Raw genomic sequence first — 17,424 nt, 5'->3', positions numbered from 1 at the left:
ATTAATCTACTGCCCCCTCTGAAAATGAACTGATTAACGTACAACCGCAGGCACAACGGTGCCCATTCAGCGCGACTTCCCGTCCATCATCAAAATAATCAGGACAGCCCTCAGCAATTGTTGTTTCACCATGTTTAGGACAAGAAACTTTATCGCCTTTTCGGGCAACAGGAATATTATCGAACTCAATTAAGTCAGATCCTTCTAAAACGGTTCCTCCGGATGAAGTTTTATCACCCTTACGAATAAATGTTGGCATAAATGCCCTCCATATTTAAAATGGTTAATCGATAAAAAATCGTTGAAAAGAAGTATCTCTTTTCAATGCTATATTTACCTTGCTCAGATATACTCCTATTAATACATATCCGAGCAATGATGAACTAAGAAAACACGCCAGTCTTGCTTGTACCATCAGTTGACTGATAAGGCTAACCGTCGTTGAACTAATAATTTCAACCGGGATAAGATTTTGTTACAACCTTTAGTTAATGAATATAGAACAATATAATTTTATTTATATTTTTCCTTTATATAATTACTTATAGAATCTGAATCTTTATAATAAAATATTAAACCAGATGAACCATAACCATCATATCCTGATAAATTTTCATCATTCGTCAGTCTTCTGTTTATTACTAATTCATCTCTATCATATCTGTAGAAAAAAACTTTATAACGAATTGCACTGATATTTCCCTCATTCCATGATACAAGAACAGCAGCATTTTTAACTTTATCAACAAAGATAAAGAAAACAGTTTTAATTTCAAGGATACCATCATAAACATTGTAATTATCAATCACCTTTCTATTTTTACCACATTTTGCTACAAGTGAAATAGATTTATTTCTTTCCTTAACAAAAGAAATAATTAGATTCTTATCTAGCGAAAAAGGCCCTTGTACAATATTATCTTGTGCCTGACATATAAAAGACACAAAAAAAATAATATAATGCGTTTCATAATTTCAATCACTCTCTTTCAATTTCAAGCCCAGGAAGAAATGCCACTTTATTATATCTTTTTAGTCTATCTGCATATCCATTTTGCCCTCCATTTACAACTTGAGTAACTTCTCTAACCGAAGATCGCTTAGCAAGATCTTTCAAATACACACCATGTTTATCTGTTTTGCTTGTCCAAAATCGATTAAATCATCACCATCGAAAAACTCCTGGAGGGAAAACACCGAATGAATTATTTAAGGGAATACGAACATGTTTACTTCCGGATTAACGATGTTGCACTTATTATGTAAATCTACCAAACTATTTTATCTATCAACAGGAGATATCAATGAATAAGCTACTTTTTCTAATCATTCCATTCACTTTTTCATTGCAGGGAGTGACTTTCGCTGCTGCGGTACAAAGCTATGTTCATCCAATTATTAACATAAATACAATTATGGGAAAAAGCCAGTTAGTGTTTTATGAAGCATCCAACAATGAAGGTCCTGAGTATTGTGGTGGAGAAGGAACAGGTATTATCGCTAAAGTTATAACTCCTAAAAAAGAGATTATAATCGACTGTTATGACCTCTATAAAGAAATGCCTAAAGTTCTTACTGTCGTACTAAAAAAAACTTCCAATAACAAATACCCAAAAATATTTGTGCTTACATCAACATTTGACTCAAATGCTGCTATTGATGGTACATTATATCAAGTTCATTCTTATGATACTTCAAAGCAAAGCATACCAGAAATCAAGTTAAGTAGTAAATTTTCATGTATAGATGGATACTCATACGAAGAAAAGAGAAAACTTACATGCGATTTGAAAAATGCAAACGCCATTAAGAAACTATTTTAACGTTCAAACAATGCGGGTTATAAGATAACCCGCGCTTTATTTTCATAGTTCCCTGATCTCGTTCTATATATGAACGATACAGGATTTACTTAGGCTGTACACTATCAAATAAACTCTTTAAGTTATTAACTTTTTCTTTAACTAACTCCATTCTTTTTTCTGCGCCTAAGTTTCCCCACATAGTTCCATCTCTGGTATAAAAATCTCTCAGAAAAGAATAATAATTATCACGATATTCTAACCAAGATTTTTGAGCCCTAATTAGTTCCTTTCTTTGATTATTATCGAGAATATTTAAGAGTTTTTTATACTCAATATTAAGCTCTTTATCCCATTCATCAGTAGCATTGCTGTAACATAAACTTATATCAGGAGTTGAAAATGATTTATCTAAACAAGCATCTAAGGAATCATCTATCTGACCTGCATAAGCCATTGAACTAAAAATAATCATAATGGAAAATAATATCTTCATAAATCTTACCTCAATTCCACAAAATACGTTCATAATGGGCCAAGACCAAGGCATGGTCTATCCGCAGGTCCTATTTTGCCACCGCCAGTAAATGGCGTAATAGGACTTTCACGCATTCCTCTGCCGTTTACTTGTTGAAATCCGTAGTCGTCTCCTCTTCCAACAAACGAAATCCCAGTTTATTCAGGTCATGTTGACTACCCCCGCCGTAAACTCCCCATTTTGTTTTACCGAGCCGGTCTGCATCACTTTGTACCGGTTCACCCCGTTTTTATCTTTACCGGACTAATCAGTGCTTTTTCCATTGACAAGAACCATCATTCATAGCATCAAATACCTGTGTGAAATCGTACCGTTTTTTCGACTTTGTGTTTATATATACAAAAGAAGAGAAAATAGCTCCTTGTCTTACAGTCATGTATTTACCTTCAGGTTTACCATTGATAATTTCTATCCAGGTTGTAGTATATTCATATGGTCTTCCTTCAGTAAATTTCTCTGCACTTTCTTTAATCGGAACAACAGTTATAGGGTAATTAGATTTCTCATATTTTACATATCCACCTAACCATTTATCTCGTCCTCCATCATTTATAGTAACAAACTTTAAATTAATCCCTTTCTGATCACTGGAAGTAAAACAGTTAACATAAGAATTCACACTGGCATTAGAAAAAAAAGGAAAAAAACAAAAGGTAATGAAAATTATTTTTATAAACATACCAACCACCTTAATTTTTTGAAAGATCAGAAATACGAACATTAGAATAAATCAATAAATCCTTTCCAAGTACTCAATAGTATTTACTGTTATATTACAGCCTTTTATAGTTTCTCAACACCCCAAAGCATTATCCTTATTACATTCTAAAAACGTAATGAGATTTCTAAGATTATTTTTTTCACTGTCTTACACATCAGCAGAAACTCTTTTTTATTATCATTATTTACAACACTTACTCCACTAGATTTTTCATTATTTTCATAATTATCAAATACCGTATATCTATAATTTCCATTGACAAAATAAACATAAATATACTCCGTTTGATATCTCGTATAATGATTATATAAAAACCCAGAATAGTTATCTCCAAGAGAATTAAATATAAAACTGTTTATTCCCTCTTTTGACAAAGAGTATGATAACGTACCATCTTTTATTTCCAGCTTTACATTACCTTTCTTTGTATTACATGAAAAATAAACATCTGAATTATTTTCACTCTTAGCATAAGAGTTGTGAAAAGAAAGTAAAGAAAGCAAAAGTACTAAACTACCTGTGAGATATAATCGCATCATAATTCCTACTCATTTTTACATCATTATCAGAAAAATTTTTTTATAAATACCAACTGTCTTTTCGCTATGCCAATATTCTAACGGAGATTTTTTTGAATCGCGTATTGATATGAACATTTTCCAGAAATACTTACCATATCATTTTCAAATTGAATATTTTTTCCAGAAAAAATTTTATTATAGAAATTATCATTCAACTCTATTGTTGAATATATTATAGAAGAGGAAACATGTGAGCATTCCCATTTAGTCGCATTTAAAAAAGCATATGGAGAAATTTATTTTGATTTCTGCTCAATCTCATTGGTAGCGTTTACTTATAATGAAAACAAATAAAAAGGTAACAATAAAATATACATTAATGCTTTTGTCATAATATTTTACCTAATTAATGAGATGTAAGTTTGGCATTTTTTGTAGTTTCCTGTCTGTTTTACACTCCAATAAAGTAAGGTTTTTTGATTTCAATATATTGGTTATCATCATTTTTTTCTTATTGGTTTCTACAGTCAAACAAGAGCATCCATAACCATAATTTATGCCTGTTTTAATATATTGGTTTGTAGGAAAATCTTTAATCTTATCCAATCCCTCTGAACTATAACTTCCCTGAATTGATATGATCCATTCACCCTCACTGTCCAGTAACCAGATATTAGATGGTGATGGGTTAACTAACCAACCACACCTTAATTCACTGGCACCAACATCAAAAACAAAAAACACACTTAAAATAAAAAATAATTTATTCACAGCAATTCTCCATTATTTAACTTAACTAGATAATTTTCAGAAACTCTTTAACTCATTTGGCATGATTTGCTCCACCTGGCGTTTGGTAAAAAGAATCAATCTACCCATTCCAATGCTTTCCATACATCACTTGCTGTTTTGTATTTGAAATGACTGATTTCACCATTGCTGATTCCTTCTATACCTTGTCCAAAATATGAAGTTAGTTTTTCGTCTTTTTTAATTAAATTGTCCTGACCGGGAAAAAAATAGGCATTTACCATATAATACCATCCGTAGGATGGTGATCCTCCAGCATTAACATTCCATTTAATTATAGTAAAGAATCTGTCTGTGTATTTTCCTTTGCCCCAGAAAACAGAAATAACATCTGCAATTCCAGCATTATATCCATAAGAGTCGAAAAAAACACCATTATTAATATTACAACGATCAGGTGAGAAAAATGCTTTAACATCAGGATAATCTTCATTTTTATTACTATAAAAGAATAGTAATGCACTATTATTAGCCAACCTATCAGAGTTAATAGCTTGTTGATAATGTTGATCAGGAGAATTCCGATTCAATATATCTCTATTAACTTCGCCACATGCCAAAGCGTGAATTGAAAACAAAAAAGATAGAATAAATACCATTAATTTTATCATTTTAAGCACCCCGCCACTCCTCATTTATCAGTTTTGTTACTATTTTGACATCATAATTATCAGTAGCAATATTTATACTTTTACTTATCCAAAAGGCAAATGCTGTTTCTAATCCTATAGTTGTATCCGTTGTAATTAAATCTGGATTGTCAACACCCCAAAGCATTATCCTTATCACACTCTAAAAACGTAATGAGATTTCTAAGATTATTTTTTTTCACTGTCTTACACATCAGCAGAAACTCTTTTTTATTATCATTATTTACAACACTTACTCCACTAGATTTTTTATTATTTTCATAATTATCAAATACCGTATATCTATAATTTCCATTGACAAAATAAACATAAATATACTCCGCTTGATATCTCGTATAATGATTATATAAAAAACCAGAATAGTTATCTCCAAGAGAATTAAATATAAAACTGTTTATTCCCTCTTTTGACAAAGAGTATGATAACGTACCATCTTTTATTTCCAGCTTTACATTACCTTTATTTGTATTACATGAAAAATAAACATCTGAATTATTTTCACTCTTAGCATAAAAGTTGTGAAAAGAAAGTAAAGAAAGCAAAAGTACTAAACTACCTGTGAGATATAATCGCATCATAATTCCTACTCATTTTTACATCATATCCATTCTGACGAGGCCCGTTGTATATCTGAGCAAAGGATAGTCAATCCTTTGCTCTTATGGCATTAATCAACCTATTATTATACAATTAAAATTAACAAAATAGTCATTGAAAATTTATTTACTCCGTATAAATATTATTTTTTTTCTCACGCTCATATTAGCATCATCAAATGGCCTTGAATCTTCAATAATCCATATAAGTTTATTTTTTTCTTTTGTTATTTTAGCTGTTCCATTGCCACCAAAAGTACTCATAAAATAAACATCAGCAACATTACCATTTATATGACCTTTTATATTTAATATATCATTATCCTCGCAATCTATTCTATTGCCATTATTTGTTATAAAACAATACCTACCTACTATTTCATTTTTATTTTCCTTTAAATAAAGCTTATAAGTGTCATTATGATACTGTGAAATCCAATAGCCAGAAAAAGCAAATGATTGGGAGCAAAAAAACAACAATAAAAAAAAGATCTTTTTCATATAACCACCTTTAAACAATCATCGACTCTACCTAACCATCCTGCAAGATATTTTATTTGATTATTACGAACACCATTTGTATATGTTAATGATTCATAATATCTCTTTCTGACGTCAGCTAATCTTTGCAAAAAATTACCCTGCCCTTCTATTGCATTAATCGAATGTATCATGTCATCATCGATTGAATTTGATATAGGTAATTTTGAGTAAAACTCACTATTAATTAACTTTCTTGTCTCTTTTATGGCTTTTCCTGACGTAATAGTCCAATCATAAATCATTAATGCAATTTTTGAATTTTCTATCTTGCAAAAACCTCTAGGCTCCCAATAATGATTATAATAAATAATCTCTGCTTGATCTTTAGTAAGGTGTTTTAAGTTCTCAGATGACGGTTCAATCCCTAAATCACTCATCGCATACGCTTTCCATGTATTAAAAGTAATACCCATATTTGTCTCACCTCCACTATCGTCTGGATCATTAACATATCCTCCTTCATGCTTTAATATTATCCTTGATATTTTTTTGAACTTATCTTTACATAAACCATATTCAGATAATGCATCTAAAAACACCACGGGATGCATATGCCACACTGGTTTCCCACTACTGAATGGTTCTACTGCCTTCATCCATACCTGATCATCCAGATACTGCCGCCAGAACTTATTCGCCGTGCGATTCTTTACCACATTCGTAAAAAAGTTCTCCCACGCTCCTCCCTGACTGTCTTCATACCATTCACTGCTGTGCTTCACGATAAACCGCGTCACCACGTTAATCATCTCCGGGTTATACAATCCAAGGCGCACTTCCTGAGCATTCAACTGTCCATCGCCGTCTTTATCCAGCTTCCGCAAAATACGTTCATAACGGGCCGGGACCAAGGCATGGTCTATCCGTCGGTCCTGTTTTGCCGCCGCCAGTAAATGACGCAATAGGGCTTTCACGCATTCCTCTGCCGTTAATTTGCTGAAATCCGTGGTCGCCTCCTCTTCCAACAAACGAAATCCCAGTTTATTCAGGTCATGTTGATCGACCTCCGTCACAAGTTCCCCATTCTGTTTTACCCAGCCGGTCTGCGTCACTTTGTACCAGTTCACCCCGTTTTTATCCTTCACCGGGCTGGTCAGCGCTTTCGCCAGCACGATTTCTTGCTGCGTTCTGACCTTTAAGGGGGTAAAAGTCTTGTGTGTTACATCATAACTGTGCAACATCTGATCAAGGCCGCAGATAACATACTTCCGGCCATCCGCCAGATGTTTGGTGTTATTCACAAAGTCCGGCAAGTTATCGTCGGCACTCAACACTTCAATATGCGTAAAATAGTAAGACATTCGGTCAGGCAACCGGGCCGCCGGCGATTCAAATAACCCCAGATGGCCTATCGGGTCGCCCGCGTTAATTTTAATTACCTCGTCACCGGTCAAAGTCTGTACGCAGTCAAACGTTCCTTTTTTAACTGCCGCTTGCATCCAAACCGGCATATGGGGACAGGCTTCACCTATCTGCTCAACAAACTGAGGATCTAATTCCACCCAAAATTTCTTCTCATCTTTTACCACGCCACCCTCCAGCTTCTGCGCCAGACCAAAGCGTACTTTGTCATAACGGGTCGAGATGATGGTGGTCATAAAGAAATCCGCTGTCTGATACACCAAAAATTCATCACCGTGTTTCAGACGGCCGTTTGTCGGCGGAATATCATAATCACGCCGTTCACCCCGTTCCGTCACATCAGAGGGTATACCGTATTGCTCCTCATTATTTGCAGTAAACCGGTGGGTATTCAGTGTGTGCTGCACAATCGCTCTATACCGTGGGTACGCCGGGTAATCACTCACCGGCGCCAGATGCATATACAAGCTGTAGAATGTCAGCAGTGTTTCATCCTGTGCCTTGTATTCTGATTTTACCAGAGCAAAAGTGCTGGAATATTTTAGTTGTTCATCACGAAAATAGGGGGCTTGTAAATACGCTTTATTTAGCCGGTAAGCCACCACTTCCCCCTCAACCATGCAGCGCAGCGGCATCACTTTGTTCTGTTGCAACAAATCCGGCGTCAATTTGGCATACGGCGCACTGGCCCGGTCACTAAGGTGTATACCGCCGTGCCATTGACCATTCGCCCCAATCAGCCAGGCGCCGTTGGGCTCAGAACGCAGTTTCGCCAGCATGGCTTGCAGGCTTTTATCATCGGCGGCCTGATAAGGCTGACCGTCGTTTTCTCGACTGACAGGAAAATAAATTTTCATTCGTGCAGGCTCCTTATCCTGAAATTGAACCCGTGTGATCGGGGGTCGTTTCTTTTAATTCTGTTTTGGGGAAGGCGGATACTTTCGTGTCGATTGATGCGCCACCTTTTTTCACGTTGTAACCCTGGCATTTCACCTGATAATTACCCGGCGTCCCAAATTCGATACCATTGCCATCCATCTTCAAATAGGTTCCCCCTGCGTTCAGCGTCAGCGTTTTGGGGGTGGTAATCGTGATGTTGTTATCGCTACTGGAGAGCGTTATCTCCTGTTGTGCCATCAATTCCATTTCGTCATGCTGGGCCTGTACCAGTACCTTGCCCTGATTGGCAACGAGCTTGATGCCGAGTTTTTCGACAAACAAACCAAACGCCTCTCCAACGCCGATAAACAAACGTTTCATAACCCCGATATCAGCGTGCTTGCCAACATTGACCATCAGGTTTTCTTTTGCGGCCATTTGCATATGTGCGCCGCTGACCAGAGAAATACCCGCCGGTGAGCTGGCTAACAGCACCGCTGTCTGCAACTGCGTTACTTGTTCCCGGACGTAGTTCAATTGTGTTTGTATGTCGGCGGCAAAAGACGCCGCCTGCGTGGCCGCCTCACTGAGCGTCTGCATTTGCTGGTTAGCTTGTGCCAGTGCCGATAACGCTTCCTGCATCTCCAGCGTTTTTCCCTGTGCTTTTAATTGTTCATCAGTACTGATAAACAATCCCTTACCGGCCCGGATCGCGCCCCAGTCGTCGGTTCGCAACTCAAAACCTTCTCCCCGTTTATCCGGGCGTGGGCGCTGGCTATCGACCAGATGACCGAGATTTAACTGGCTTTTACCGCCGTATTCGGTACTCAGCTTGATATGTTCCCGACCACGCTCGTCATCCATCCGCAGTTTGTTATTCGCCGGGGTGCGCAGAACGTTGCGTTTGTAGTTGTAGAGATTGACGTGATCCGGGTGCATTGAATCGTGCAACGCGTAAGCGATATAAGGCCGATCCGGGTCGCCCCCTTCAAAGGCGATCGCCACTTCGGTGCCTTCCAGCAACGGCCAGTGAAAGCCATATTTCTCCCCCGCATACGGGCGGGCCAGACGCACCCACAGGCTTTCGCCCCCCTGCGGCCATTTCTCCCGGTCAAAGTCAAACGACACCCGATACAGGCCGTCTTTGTCGATATCGCCGTAGATATCATTCACTTTCGTGCTGCTCACCCGCGCGGGTATCGTGCCCGCCATCACCGGTTTCGGTATCCGCTCCGGGCGAAAACACACGGTTTCGGAATAGGGAATGGCGGTGAACGCCATCTCAAAACTGCTGTCCCGGCGGGCGCTGTTGGTAATCTGGGTGATTATCGCCCCTTTGCGAAACGCTTCCGGGGCGTCCCCCTTCACTTTCAATTCCTGCCCCGGCGCCAGCGTGGCGGAGGTGGTCATCCCCCGCAGGCGGATGCGTTGATTCAGGTAGCGCTCGTGATGCAGGCGGGCATAAAACACCCCGCTTTCCGTCTCCGGTTGATAGGCGTAGCGATCGCCGGGTATCCGGTAGTGATCGCGGTAATGGTACGCTTCGCCATAGGTCGTCCGGTCATCCCGCGCCACATCCGCCCCGGTGTTCAGGCCGGGATACAGCCGGGCATCGTGGTAGTCATAATTCCGGGTGGTAATTTTTCCTTCCACCACCTGATACGCGGTCTCCATGCCCCACACCACCGCGTCCTCTTCGCCGTGCATGCCTGACGGATTGCGGGCAGGCAGGTAGACGTTGAACTGGTAGTCACGCTGGTCGTCGTAAAACTCCACCACGTCGATCTTTAACCGGTCATCCGCCGTCACTTTGTACCAAATGCCTACTTCCGCCAACAGGCGTTGTATAAAGCGCAGGTCGTCTTCACCGTATTGCATCACCTGTTCCCGCCTCGGGTAGTCGTAGGCCAGACTGAACAGGAAGTCCTGCCCGCGAAAACCATGCCGCTCCCGCAGGATTTTCTCCACAATCTCCGGCACCGACAGTTTTTGGTAGATGGCGTATTGATGGCTTCTCGCCAGCAGCGCCAGCCGTGGCTCCAGCGTCACTTCATAACGGCTTTCGTCCCGCGAGGCGGAGAGCAGTTTGAAGCCGCTGATCACCCCGTAAACTGAGCGCAGCGGCGCCGGAGGCACAATCGGCATCCACCGTATCCCCGGATTGATCTCAGGCGAAGTCAGGGTAAAGGAGGCTTTCTGCATCAGCATCTGGGCCGGCTCAATCCCTTTCTCCGCACTGGTGAATTCAATGGCATAGCGAAACGGCTGGCTTAAGGCTTCCTGCCCGGTAAAAGTCAGGACATCCAGCGGCGCTTTATTGCCCCACACTTTTATCTTGTAGCGGCTGTGATCAAAGATGATCATCGGTGTTGGATTCGTCATATTTTCTTCCGATTATTCCTCAGTCATTTGGGTACGCTACCGCCCATAGCCGTATACCGAGGCCCATAAGGTTATGATTTATCTAGATTCGTATTTTTTTACAGCGGGGCCTCCCGCCCCCGCTATCACGCAAAAAATGAATAAACAGCAGACGGATTAAACCGTCTGCCACACTGGTTACGCCGTCGTGCGCTCATTCCACGCATCAGCGTGAATGATGTTGCCGTCTTTGTAGGTCCAGGTGATTTTTTCGTAGCGCAACTCAATGCGTTCCAGATGGTTATGCTTCTCTTTGGCAGGGTCTTTGATGTCATGCATCAGCGGCGCCACTTTCACCACCTTCACGTTGTCCAGTTGGGTGATGAAGTACTCTTTCTCCTGACCTGCGTCATCAATGCTGTACCATTTGATTTCAGCGGATTTCAGTGTCTGGCCGGTGGTGACCGCTTTGTATAGATAGGGACTTGATGCATCCACCTCTTTGGTGAACACCAGCGGAGCGTGCACACGGGTCCCCGTCAGTTTGCCGGTATTGTTGTCCGTCGGGATGTGCAACATATGTTCCAACGCCACAATTTCGATACTCCCTTCCCGGCCCTGTACATCGACAGAACCCTTGATGTCAGCGCCGCCGTCATCTTTCAGCCATAAATAAGCGGGAATCGCCATAATGATTACTCCTAATTGTTACTTGGGTGATGTCGCCTGTAGCGGCGACGTTGTTGATAAGGTGTCCGGTACTTCCTACGGTCGCGCACAGGCAGCCGCATGCGGTATCAGACGAATTTCAACCCTACGGTTGGCTGCTCGCCCCGCAGCGGTTGTGTTAGTCGCGATCGGACTCGTTGCTCCCTTGCCTTGTACAGTGAAGCAAGCCAGCGGTATGTCGCTGGTTTGCAATAGCCAATCGCGGACTGCTTCGGCGCGTGCCAATGACAGCGCCTGATTTTTCGTGGCATCACCGGTGGAATCTGTGTGGCCGGTGATGAGGATCATCCAGCCCGGTTTGGCGCGGATGTTGATTAGCGCGTTGACTAATACTTTGGTTGAACCCGCTTTCAGTTTCGCCTGTCCCACATCAAACAGCGCCAGACTGTTAAGGCTGATCGTCTGGGGTTCCACTGGCGTTACCGGCGTTTTCTCCCTCGGTTTAGCGTGGTAACCGGCAAGGGCCGCATCCAATGGCGGACGTAATCGCGCCCCTTGATATAGCCCCAATCCCAGACGCCACGGCACGCCGTCCCGGTAATACCGCTCAAGCCGGTCAGCGTCGCTCCTCAGTACTGCCGCCGCCTGTGCCTTGCGGTTATCATCCGTCACGGCAATGGACTGGTAATGCCGCAGATCACTCTCCACCTGACGCAATAACTGTCGGTTATGCCAGGCCGAGCAACCTAGCGCGGTTATGCCCGCCAACAGAAACAGCCCCAGCGCTATCCCCACGGCCCGTTGAACCGGTGTCCGTGCACTTGCGGGCAGCAGGCGCAATACACTGTCCGGGAATGGCAATGTAGCGGCAGCATCACCGGTACCCGATGTGTCTATCGGATCGCCCGCCCTGTTCAGCGCCGTTTTGGTTTGTAGCCACTGTTGCCAGACATGGCCGGTTGACCAATGCGGTAATGCCGATACAAACTTCAATACCATCGCCAGCGGTGGACAAGGAGATAAGCCATCTTCCGGGGTCAGGCAGACGGGCAATACATGCGCTTTCATCCAATCAGCCCAACTAGTCAACTCAACCCCACGCTGAAAACGCTCCATCTGTTCTGTTAGCGTGCCCTGTTCCAACCAATCCGCGAGTGGTTGAAAAGAGGCGCCTTCGCGCCAGGCCGTCACCGTGGTCCATCCTGATTGCCACTCAAACCACGGTGAATCATCAGGTTGTCGGGATGGCCCGGCTAAATAGCCCGCTAACAGTAAAGGCAGCGAAACAGCGTGTTGTTGACGCACTTGGGATAGCTGCCAGCGTAGTTCTCGCACCCAACCTGCCAACACGGCGGCGTCACGGTATTGCTGAGGGTTGATCACCGCCATTACACTTAACTGGCCGCTCCAAGAGGGCCGGGCAGCCAGTAAGCTTGACACCCCGTCAGACAGCGAAGTCCCTGACGGTAAGCACAACCAGTAGCCTTGCGGCGTCTGACGCAACAGTTCATCACCAAACAAGCTGTCCTGGATGTCGCTATATACCAACACGACCGGCAAGCGATCACTTTCAGGCGGCAGCGCCGCTGACAGGCTGTTAAGGCACTCTCGCTGTCGAGAACGCCCGTTATAAAGCAGCCCCGCCAGCGTGCAGAACAGGACAATGACTGCCCCCACCCACCGGCCCACCGGCGATAAGGGCAACCAGACCAGACAGAGCAGCAGCGCCAGCCCGGCTCCCCATCCCCATAACATCCGCTGCAACGTGACACTCATCTCGCCAACCCCGGAAATAGCGTTGCCAGATAGTGGCCTAACCCCCACCAGACACCGAGCAACACGATGACCATCCCGGAGATCGCCGCGGCTAGTCGGCCGACTATGGCGCCTAACCTGAGACGGTCCGGCGACACATTGGTTAACGCCGGTGATTGTTGAGCCGTGCCGAAAGGTACGACCTGTTGACGTAAACGAGTTACCAGTTGTTCACGTATCAATGCGGTATCTTCCTGACACTTTCCCTGAAATCCCAACAACAACACGCGGTGAAAACAGGTCAGTACTGCCCGATCAGGGGCCGGTTCATCCAGTACAGTACGCATCCGTTCATACAACTGGTGACCGGCCTCGGCGGTATCAAAGAAATGCTCCTGCAATGATGTTGCCCGCCAGGCTGCATATCCTTGTTCCGGCGCCCGTTCCAGTACGGTTTCATCCAACAGGGCGCAATGGGCGTAGCTGATATGATTAATCGCGGATTCACTGATATCCGCGTCACGCAGCGCTTGCCGGGTCTGTTCTATCTCGTGGGTACAGTGCTGCCACACCACATCCGCCTGTTCCACCGATGCGCCCTGACAAAGCTCTGCCACCAACAGGTAGCTGTTCTGTAACAAGGCATCGATATCCAGCGGCGATTTTTTAGTTAACAAAGGTGATTTATTCATGTCCTCAATACCGCAAACAATTCAAGCTGAATTTCGCCCAGTACTCCGGGCACGTAGAAAGCACAGCTCCCCGCCGCCAGCATGGCTTTGCCCGCCGGGTGGGTGAGATCAAGGGCAAAGTACTGGTTCTCCAGCCGCAACGGGACCGCAGCCGGGACATGACTAAGCGCCACTAAGGGGATTCCGGTTAATGCCCGGCTAATCATCCGGTCAACCTCGTCCGGCGCACCGGCTTTACATAACAACGGGAACCGGGTGTACAACTGGTGCGCCGGTATGGAAGAGCGGACAGAAAGATAAAAATCCGCCGCTTCACATAAGCGGGCATCGTGGAGGGTGGCTATCCACTGCTGTTCCGATGGTTTCTTCAACTCAATCGTCACCATCCGCGACGGCAAGCTGATCTCCAGCAATTGACTCAGCAAGTCAAATAGCGGCGGGAATACCGCCGTCAAATTATCGTGCTGATAACGCGGGATCACGCCAGCGTTATGGTCCAGTGAGAAAGTCAACAGACTGCCCGCCAGCCTTACTGCTTCACGGTAGAACAGTTCTGGATGCGCTTCTGGGTGAGCCTTAAAATCACTCAATATCGGTTCATAGCTGTTAAGCGCGTTAAGCAGCCAGAATAACGACACATCCGCCACCGCAAAATCCGCCATCCGCTCATTACTCTCTCGGCGCATTGCCATCAATCGAGCCTGTTTTGCACGTAATTGCGTCAACAACCGATCGAGCCGAGCTATCGAACCGGCATGCGCGTTAAGACGCAGTAATGGCGGCACAAATTGCTCATCAAAAATCCATTTTCCCTGAGCGTCACGCAACAGACGAGCCACCGGGCAGGTGAGATACTGGCCGTTTTCCATGCTGTCAAAACGCAGCGATATCGCATAACGGGCAACCGCCATCGATTCAACGCGATCACTGAATTCATCCTGTACCGGCACCCACTCCTGCTGGTAACGCGCCGGACGATCGGCGCGTTCATCTGGTTTAAGGCAGTTGCCGCCATTGGCGTAAGTGTGCGGCAAGGCCAATAAGACCGTGACCTGCTGCGCATCTGCCGGCAAAACGGCAGCCAATTCCAGCACCGGCGGTAAGCGATCCGCTTGATCGGTGTCAATCAGCGTCCCATCAGCAAAACGCACACACAGGCGATCCGCTTTCAACTGCCCCAACGCTAAGGTGTTTTGATCAAACACCGCGGTCAGCACGCCCCAAGGATGCGCCAGTCCCAGACGAGCAATAGACTCATTGGCATATGCCTCCCAACGAGCCTGCTGCTGAAACTGTTGGGGAGACAAGATGGCGCCTGTCACCCATAGCGGGCGCTCAATTTTCATGATGTTCCCCCTATTGTTAACCTTTACCTTTCGGCATTTGAGAAACCAGAGAAAGGTTGACGTCGAGCCCTTCTACCTGAAAATGCGGCACCGCATACAACTTGACCCGGAAGAAACCGGGGTTGTCTTCAATATCTTCAACAGTGATGTGCGCTTCACGCAGCGGGTGAGAAGCCTGCAAATCATCGGAGGGATCGGTCATCTCGGTTACCAAGGTGTTGATCCAGTTGTTCAGTTCAATTTCGAGCAGACGTCGATCTTTCGTGGTGCCGATGTTTTCCCGCTGAATCAGTTTCAAATAATGGGAAATACGTGACAGTAGGAAGATATAGGGCAAACGCGCATTGATACGGCTGTTAGCCGTCGCTTCATCGGTGTCATACAACGCCGGTTTTTGCGCCGAGTTAGCGGAGAAGAAGCAGGCATAATCCCGGTTTTTGTAGTAAGAGAGCGGAATGAAGCCCAGATTGGCGAATTCAAATTCGCGAGTTTCTGGAATCATCACTTCTGACGGAATTTTGACCTGATTACCGGTCCCCAAATCGTAGAGATGGATCGGCAAATCAGTCACCGCTCCCCCTGCTTTCGGACCGCGGATCTGGACACACCAGCCATTACTGACAAAGCTTTTGATCATGTTCGCGCCAAAAGCAAAGGCGGCGTTGGTCCATAAATATTTATCGTGATCCGGGCCGGCGACCTCTTCAACATAGTTAAAAGTCCGCACCGGTACGGTGTCTGGGCCATAGGGCAAACGCCCTAACACGCGGGGTAAAGTCAAACCGATATAACGAGCATCGTCACTGTCGCGGAATGCTTGCCACTTGATGTATTCGGCGCGATCAAAGTAGTTACCGATATCTTTAATCGCGGCCACTTCATCCATCGTTTGTTTGCCAAAAAAAGCCGGGCCAGCAGCGGCAATGAATGGCATATGCGCCGCCGCCGAGACTTTGGCGATATTACGCAACAGCGCAATATCCTGCGTGCCGGCATCAAATTCATAATCGGCAATCACCGATCCGATAGGCTCGCCGCCCGGCGTATCGTATTCTTGAATGTAAGTGTGGTGATAGAAACCGCTCTGAACAATTTCCGGCGCATCGTCAAAATCTTGCCGTAAATCGTCTTTGGTGATGTCCAATACCTCAATCCTGACGTTCTGACGAAAATCAGTACGATCAACCAAGAATTTCAGGCCGCGCCAAGAAGATTCCACCTGTTGAAACTCAGGGTGGTGCATGACCACATCCAATTGACGGCTGATTTGTTCGTCCAACTCGCGGATATGGTTATCCAATAATGCTTTATCCAGCCGTTTAACTTTTTGCGCTGAGGTTTTCAGCATAGAGAGAAAAACGCTGACTGCCGCCGTGACTCGCTCGTCCGCCGTCACATCAGCCAGCGCGTCACTGTTCTGAAAGCGTTCAATATCGCTTAATTGCTCCACCGGCTGTAAATTGATTTTTTTAAATAATGATTGATAGATACTGCCTTCGGCGTGAGTCGTGGTTACCGTAGCCGCAGAGGTTTGTTCTGGTACAGTCATTAATCCTATCTCCTGATTTAAATACCGTAATAATCAAATAGTTTTTGGCGCCAGCGCGGCCAATTCAGCCCGTAGCTCATCGCTTAACGCTTGATCCTTGAGGATATGTTCCAGCTCCCGGCGAAAGGTGGCGTTGTCAAGCAGGTTGGATCTCAGATCGCGCAATAGATGGCGCATCGAAAGCAGGGCCCGCAGTTGCGGGATTTGGCGAGCGATTTGTTCAGGCTCGAAGTCTTTTATTTGCCGAAAAACAAGGGCGATATTCTCCTCGCTGCCATCTCCGGCCAGAGTATTTTCAACCGTCAAATTAACCGTAGGGCTAAATTCAGCCAGGACGCTATCAAAGTTATTTTTATTGATAGCGACCTTTTTCCTTTCCGCGAGAGGGCGCTGTTCCTGCCCGTTGCTGTAATCTCCCATTACCAATAATTTCAGCGGCAGCTCCACTTTTTTCTGCGCACCTCCTGTATGCAAATCTAATTTGATATTAATACGCGATTTAGGGATCTCGTTTTGAAAACTATGTGTCATAAGTGACTCCTCAACAACAAAATAGAATGAGCGGCATGATGTTCATGCCACAACGCATTTCAGAAACAAAAACCGGATTCAGATATTTCAAAGCAGGCA

Annotated in this window: 19 protein-coding genes; 1 reads left to right on the top strand and 18 read right to left on the bottom strand. The window is 44.5% G+C overall.

What is annotated here, in order from left to right:
* Position 1: 1 nt before the first annotated feature.
* From TI10_RS15155 to TI10_RS24535, 3 genes are all read right to left on the bottom strand, one after another.
* Entirely contained in the window at positions 2–259 is a 258-nt protein-coding gene (locus TI10_RS15155; RefSeq protein WP_049584256.1) for a PAAR domain-containing protein, read from the bottom strand.
* 254 nt (positions 260–513) lie between these two features.
* The gene (locus TI10_RS15150) at positions 514–945 is read right to left on the bottom strand and encodes a hypothetical protein (RefSeq protein WP_049584255.1); all 432 of its coding nucleotides are present in this window, start codon (positions 943–945) and stop codon (positions 514–516) included.
* A 34-nt stretch (positions 946–979) separates the two neighbouring features.
* Positions 980–1,117 (bottom strand): hypothetical protein, encoded by a 138-nt coding sequence (locus tag TI10_RS24535; RefSeq protein ID WP_175445374.1) that lies wholly within the window; start codon positions 1,115–1,117, stop codon positions 980–982.
* A 187-nt stretch (positions 1,118–1,304) separates the two neighbouring features.
* Between TI10_RS24535 and TI10_RS15145 the strand changes: the two genes are divergently transcribed.
* On the top strand, positions 1,305–1,823 hold the full coding sequence (locus TI10_RS15145) for a hypothetical protein (protein ID WP_049584254.1): 519 nt from the start codon (positions 1,305–1,307) through the stop codon (positions 1,821–1,823).
* Between the two features lie 85 nt (positions 1,824–1,908).
* Here TI10_RS15145 and TI10_RS15140 read toward each other — a convergent pair whose 3' ends face one another.
* From TI10_RS15140 to tssB, 15 genes are all read right to left on the bottom strand, one after another.
* The gene (locus tag TI10_RS15140) at positions 1,909–2,298 is read right to left on the bottom strand and encodes a lysozyme inhibitor LprI family protein (protein ID WP_049584253.1); all 390 of its coding nucleotides are present in this window, start codon (positions 2,296–2,298) and stop codon (positions 1,909–1,911) included.
* Positions 2,299–2,587: 289 nt separating this feature from the next.
* Positions 2,588–3,019, bottom strand: a complete 432-nt coding sequence (locus tag TI10_RS15135) for a hypothetical protein (protein ID WP_139180576.1) — start codon at positions 3,017–3,019, stop codon at positions 2,588–2,590.
* 146 nt (positions 3,020–3,165) lie between these two features.
* Complete coding sequence (locus TI10_RS15130) at positions 3,166–3,597, bottom strand: hypothetical protein (protein WP_049584251.1); 432 nt, start codon at positions 3,595–3,597, stop codon at positions 3,166–3,168.
* Positions 3,598–3,984: 387 nt separating this feature from the next.
* Positions 3,985–4,353: a DUF4087 domain-containing protein gene (locus TI10_RS15125; RefSeq protein WP_049584250.1), complete on the bottom strand. Its 369-nt coding sequence runs from the start codon at positions 4,351–4,353 to the stop codon at positions 3,985–3,987.
* A gap of 95 nt (positions 4,354–4,448) precedes the next feature.
* A complete protein-coding gene (locus tag TI10_RS15120; RefSeq protein WP_049584249.1) occupies positions 4,449–5,012 on the bottom strand; it encodes a hypothetical protein in 564 nt (187 codons plus the stop codon).
* 140 nt (positions 5,013–5,152) lie between these two features.
* Positions 5,153–5,617: a hypothetical protein gene (locus tag TI10_RS15115; protein ID WP_244161610.1), complete on the bottom strand. Its 465-nt coding sequence runs from the start codon at positions 5,615–5,617 to the stop codon at positions 5,153–5,155.
* A 144-nt stretch (positions 5,618–5,761) separates the two neighbouring features.
* Positions 5,762–6,139 carry a hypothetical protein gene (locus tag TI10_RS15110; protein WP_049584248.1) on the bottom strand — a complete coding sequence of 126 codons (378 nt, stop codon included), beginning with the start codon at positions 6,137–6,139 and terminating at the stop codon, positions 5,762–5,764.
* Positions 6,136–8,400 carry a glycoside hydrolase family 108 protein gene (locus tag TI10_RS25150; RefSeq protein WP_049584247.1) on the bottom strand — a complete coding sequence of 755 codons (2,265 nt, stop codon included), beginning with the start codon at positions 8,398–8,400 and terminating at the stop codon, positions 6,136–6,138. The genes TI10_RS15110 and TI10_RS25150 overlap by 4 nt, the downstream gene beginning before the upstream one ends.
* Positions 8,401–8,413: 13 nt before the next feature.
* Entirely contained in the window at positions 8,414–10,804 is a 2,391-nt protein-coding gene (locus TI10_RS15100; protein WP_049584246.1) for a type VI secretion system Vgr family protein, read from the bottom strand.
* Between the two features lie 177 nt (positions 10,805–10,981).
* Complete coding sequence (locus tag TI10_RS15095; RefSeq protein WP_036779179.1) at positions 10,982–11,473, bottom strand: Hcp family type VI secretion system effector; 492 nt, start codon at positions 11,471–11,473, stop codon at positions 10,982–10,984.
* A gap of 75 nt (positions 11,474–11,548) precedes the next feature.
* The gene (locus tag TI10_RS15090; protein WP_049584245.1) at positions 11,549–13,228 is read right to left on the bottom strand and encodes an OmpA family protein; all 1,680 of its coding nucleotides are present in this window, start codon (positions 13,226–13,228) and stop codon (positions 11,549–11,551) included.
* Complete coding sequence (gene tssL, locus TI10_RS15085; RefSeq protein WP_049584244.1) at positions 13,225–13,899, bottom strand: type VI secretion system protein TssL, short form; 675 nt, start codon at positions 13,897–13,899, stop codon at positions 13,225–13,227. Before tssL ends, TI10_RS15090 begins: the two co-directional genes overlap by 4 nt.
* Positions 13,896–15,245 (bottom strand): type VI secretion system baseplate subunit TssK, encoded by a 1,350-nt coding sequence (gene tssK, locus TI10_RS15080; protein ID WP_049584243.1) that lies wholly within the window; start codon positions 15,243–15,245, stop codon positions 13,896–13,898. Before tssK ends, tssL begins: the two co-directional genes overlap by 4 nt.
* A 16-nt stretch (positions 15,246–15,261) precedes the next feature.
* Positions 15,262–16,794, bottom strand: a complete 1,533-nt coding sequence (gene tssC / locus TI10_RS15075; RefSeq protein ID WP_049584242.1) for a type VI secretion system contractile sheath large subunit — start codon at positions 16,792–16,794, stop codon at positions 15,262–15,264.
* 33 nt (positions 16,795–16,827) lie between these two features.
* Positions 16,828–17,325: a type VI secretion system contractile sheath small subunit gene (tssB, locus tag TI10_RS15070; protein WP_049584241.1), complete on the bottom strand. Its 498-nt coding sequence runs from the start codon at positions 17,323–17,325 to the stop codon at positions 16,828–16,830.
* Positions 17,326–17,424: the final 99 nt, after the last annotated feature.

Source organism: Photorhabdus luminescens subsp. luminescens, assembly GCF_001083805.1.
GTDB lineage: Bacteria > Pseudomonadota > Gammaproteobacteria > Enterobacterales > Enterobacteriaceae > Photorhabdus > Photorhabdus luminescens.
Note: the sequence above shows the minus strand (reverse complement) of the source record. Positions and strands in the feature narration are given on the sequence as shown.

Bases quoted from the DNA above. Each gene is read 5' to 3' on its own strand.
- TI10_RS15155 (WP_049584256.1), bottom strand. From the start codon at position 259: ATGCCAACATTTATTCGTAAGGGTGATAAAACTTCATCCGGAGGAACC.
- TI10_RS15145 (WP_049584254.1), top strand. From the start codon at position 1,305: ATGAATAAGCTACTTTTTCTAATCATTCCATTCACTTTTTCATTGCAG.
- TI10_RS15140 (WP_049584253.1), bottom strand. From the start codon at position 2,298: ATGAAGATATTATTTTCCATTATGATTATTTTTAGTTCAATGGCTTAT.
- TI10_RS15135 (WP_139180576.1), bottom strand. From the start codon at position 3,019: ATGTTTATAAAAATAATTTTCATTACCTTTTGTTTTTTTCCTTTTTTT.
- TI10_RS15130 (WP_049584251.1), bottom strand. From the start codon at position 3,597: ATGCGATTATATCTCACAGGTAGTTTAGTACTTTTGCTTTCTTTACTT.
- TI10_RS15115 (WP_244161610.1), bottom strand. From the start codon at position 5,617: ATGCGATTATATCTCACAGGTAGTTTAGTACTTTTGCTTTCTTTACTT.
- TI10_RS15110 (WP_049584248.1), bottom strand. From the start codon at position 6,139: ATGAAAAAGATCTTTTTTTTATTGTTGTTTTTTTGCTCCCAATCATTT.
- TI10_RS25150 (WP_049584247.1), bottom strand. From the start codon at position 8,400: ATGAAAATTTATTTTCCTGTCAGTCGAGAAAACGACGGTCAGCCTTAT.
- TI10_RS15100 (WP_049584246.1), bottom strand. From the start codon at position 10,804: ATGACGAATCCAACACCGATGATCATCTTTGATCACAGCCGCTACAAG.
- TI10_RS15095 (WP_036779179.1), bottom strand. From the start codon at position 11,473: ATGGCGATTCCCGCTTATTTATGGCTGAAAGATGACGGCGGCGCTGAC.
- TI10_RS15090 (WP_049584245.1), bottom strand. From the start codon at position 13,228: ATGAGTGTCACGTTGCAGCGGATGTTATGGGGATGGGGAGCCGGGCTG.
- tssL (WP_049584244.1), bottom strand. From the start codon at position 13,899: ATGAATAAATCACCTTTGTTAACTAAAAAATCGCCGCTGGATATCGAT.
- tssK (WP_049584243.1), bottom strand. From the start codon at position 15,245: ATGAAAATTGAGCGCCCGCTATGGGTGACAGGCGCCATCTTGTCTCCC.
- tssC (WP_049584242.1), bottom strand. From the start codon at position 16,794: ATGACTGTACCAGAACAAACCTCTGCGGCTACGGTAACCACGACTCAC.
- tssB (WP_049584241.1), bottom strand. From the start codon at position 17,325: ATGACACATAGTTTTCAAAACGAGATCCCTAAATCGCGTATTAATATC.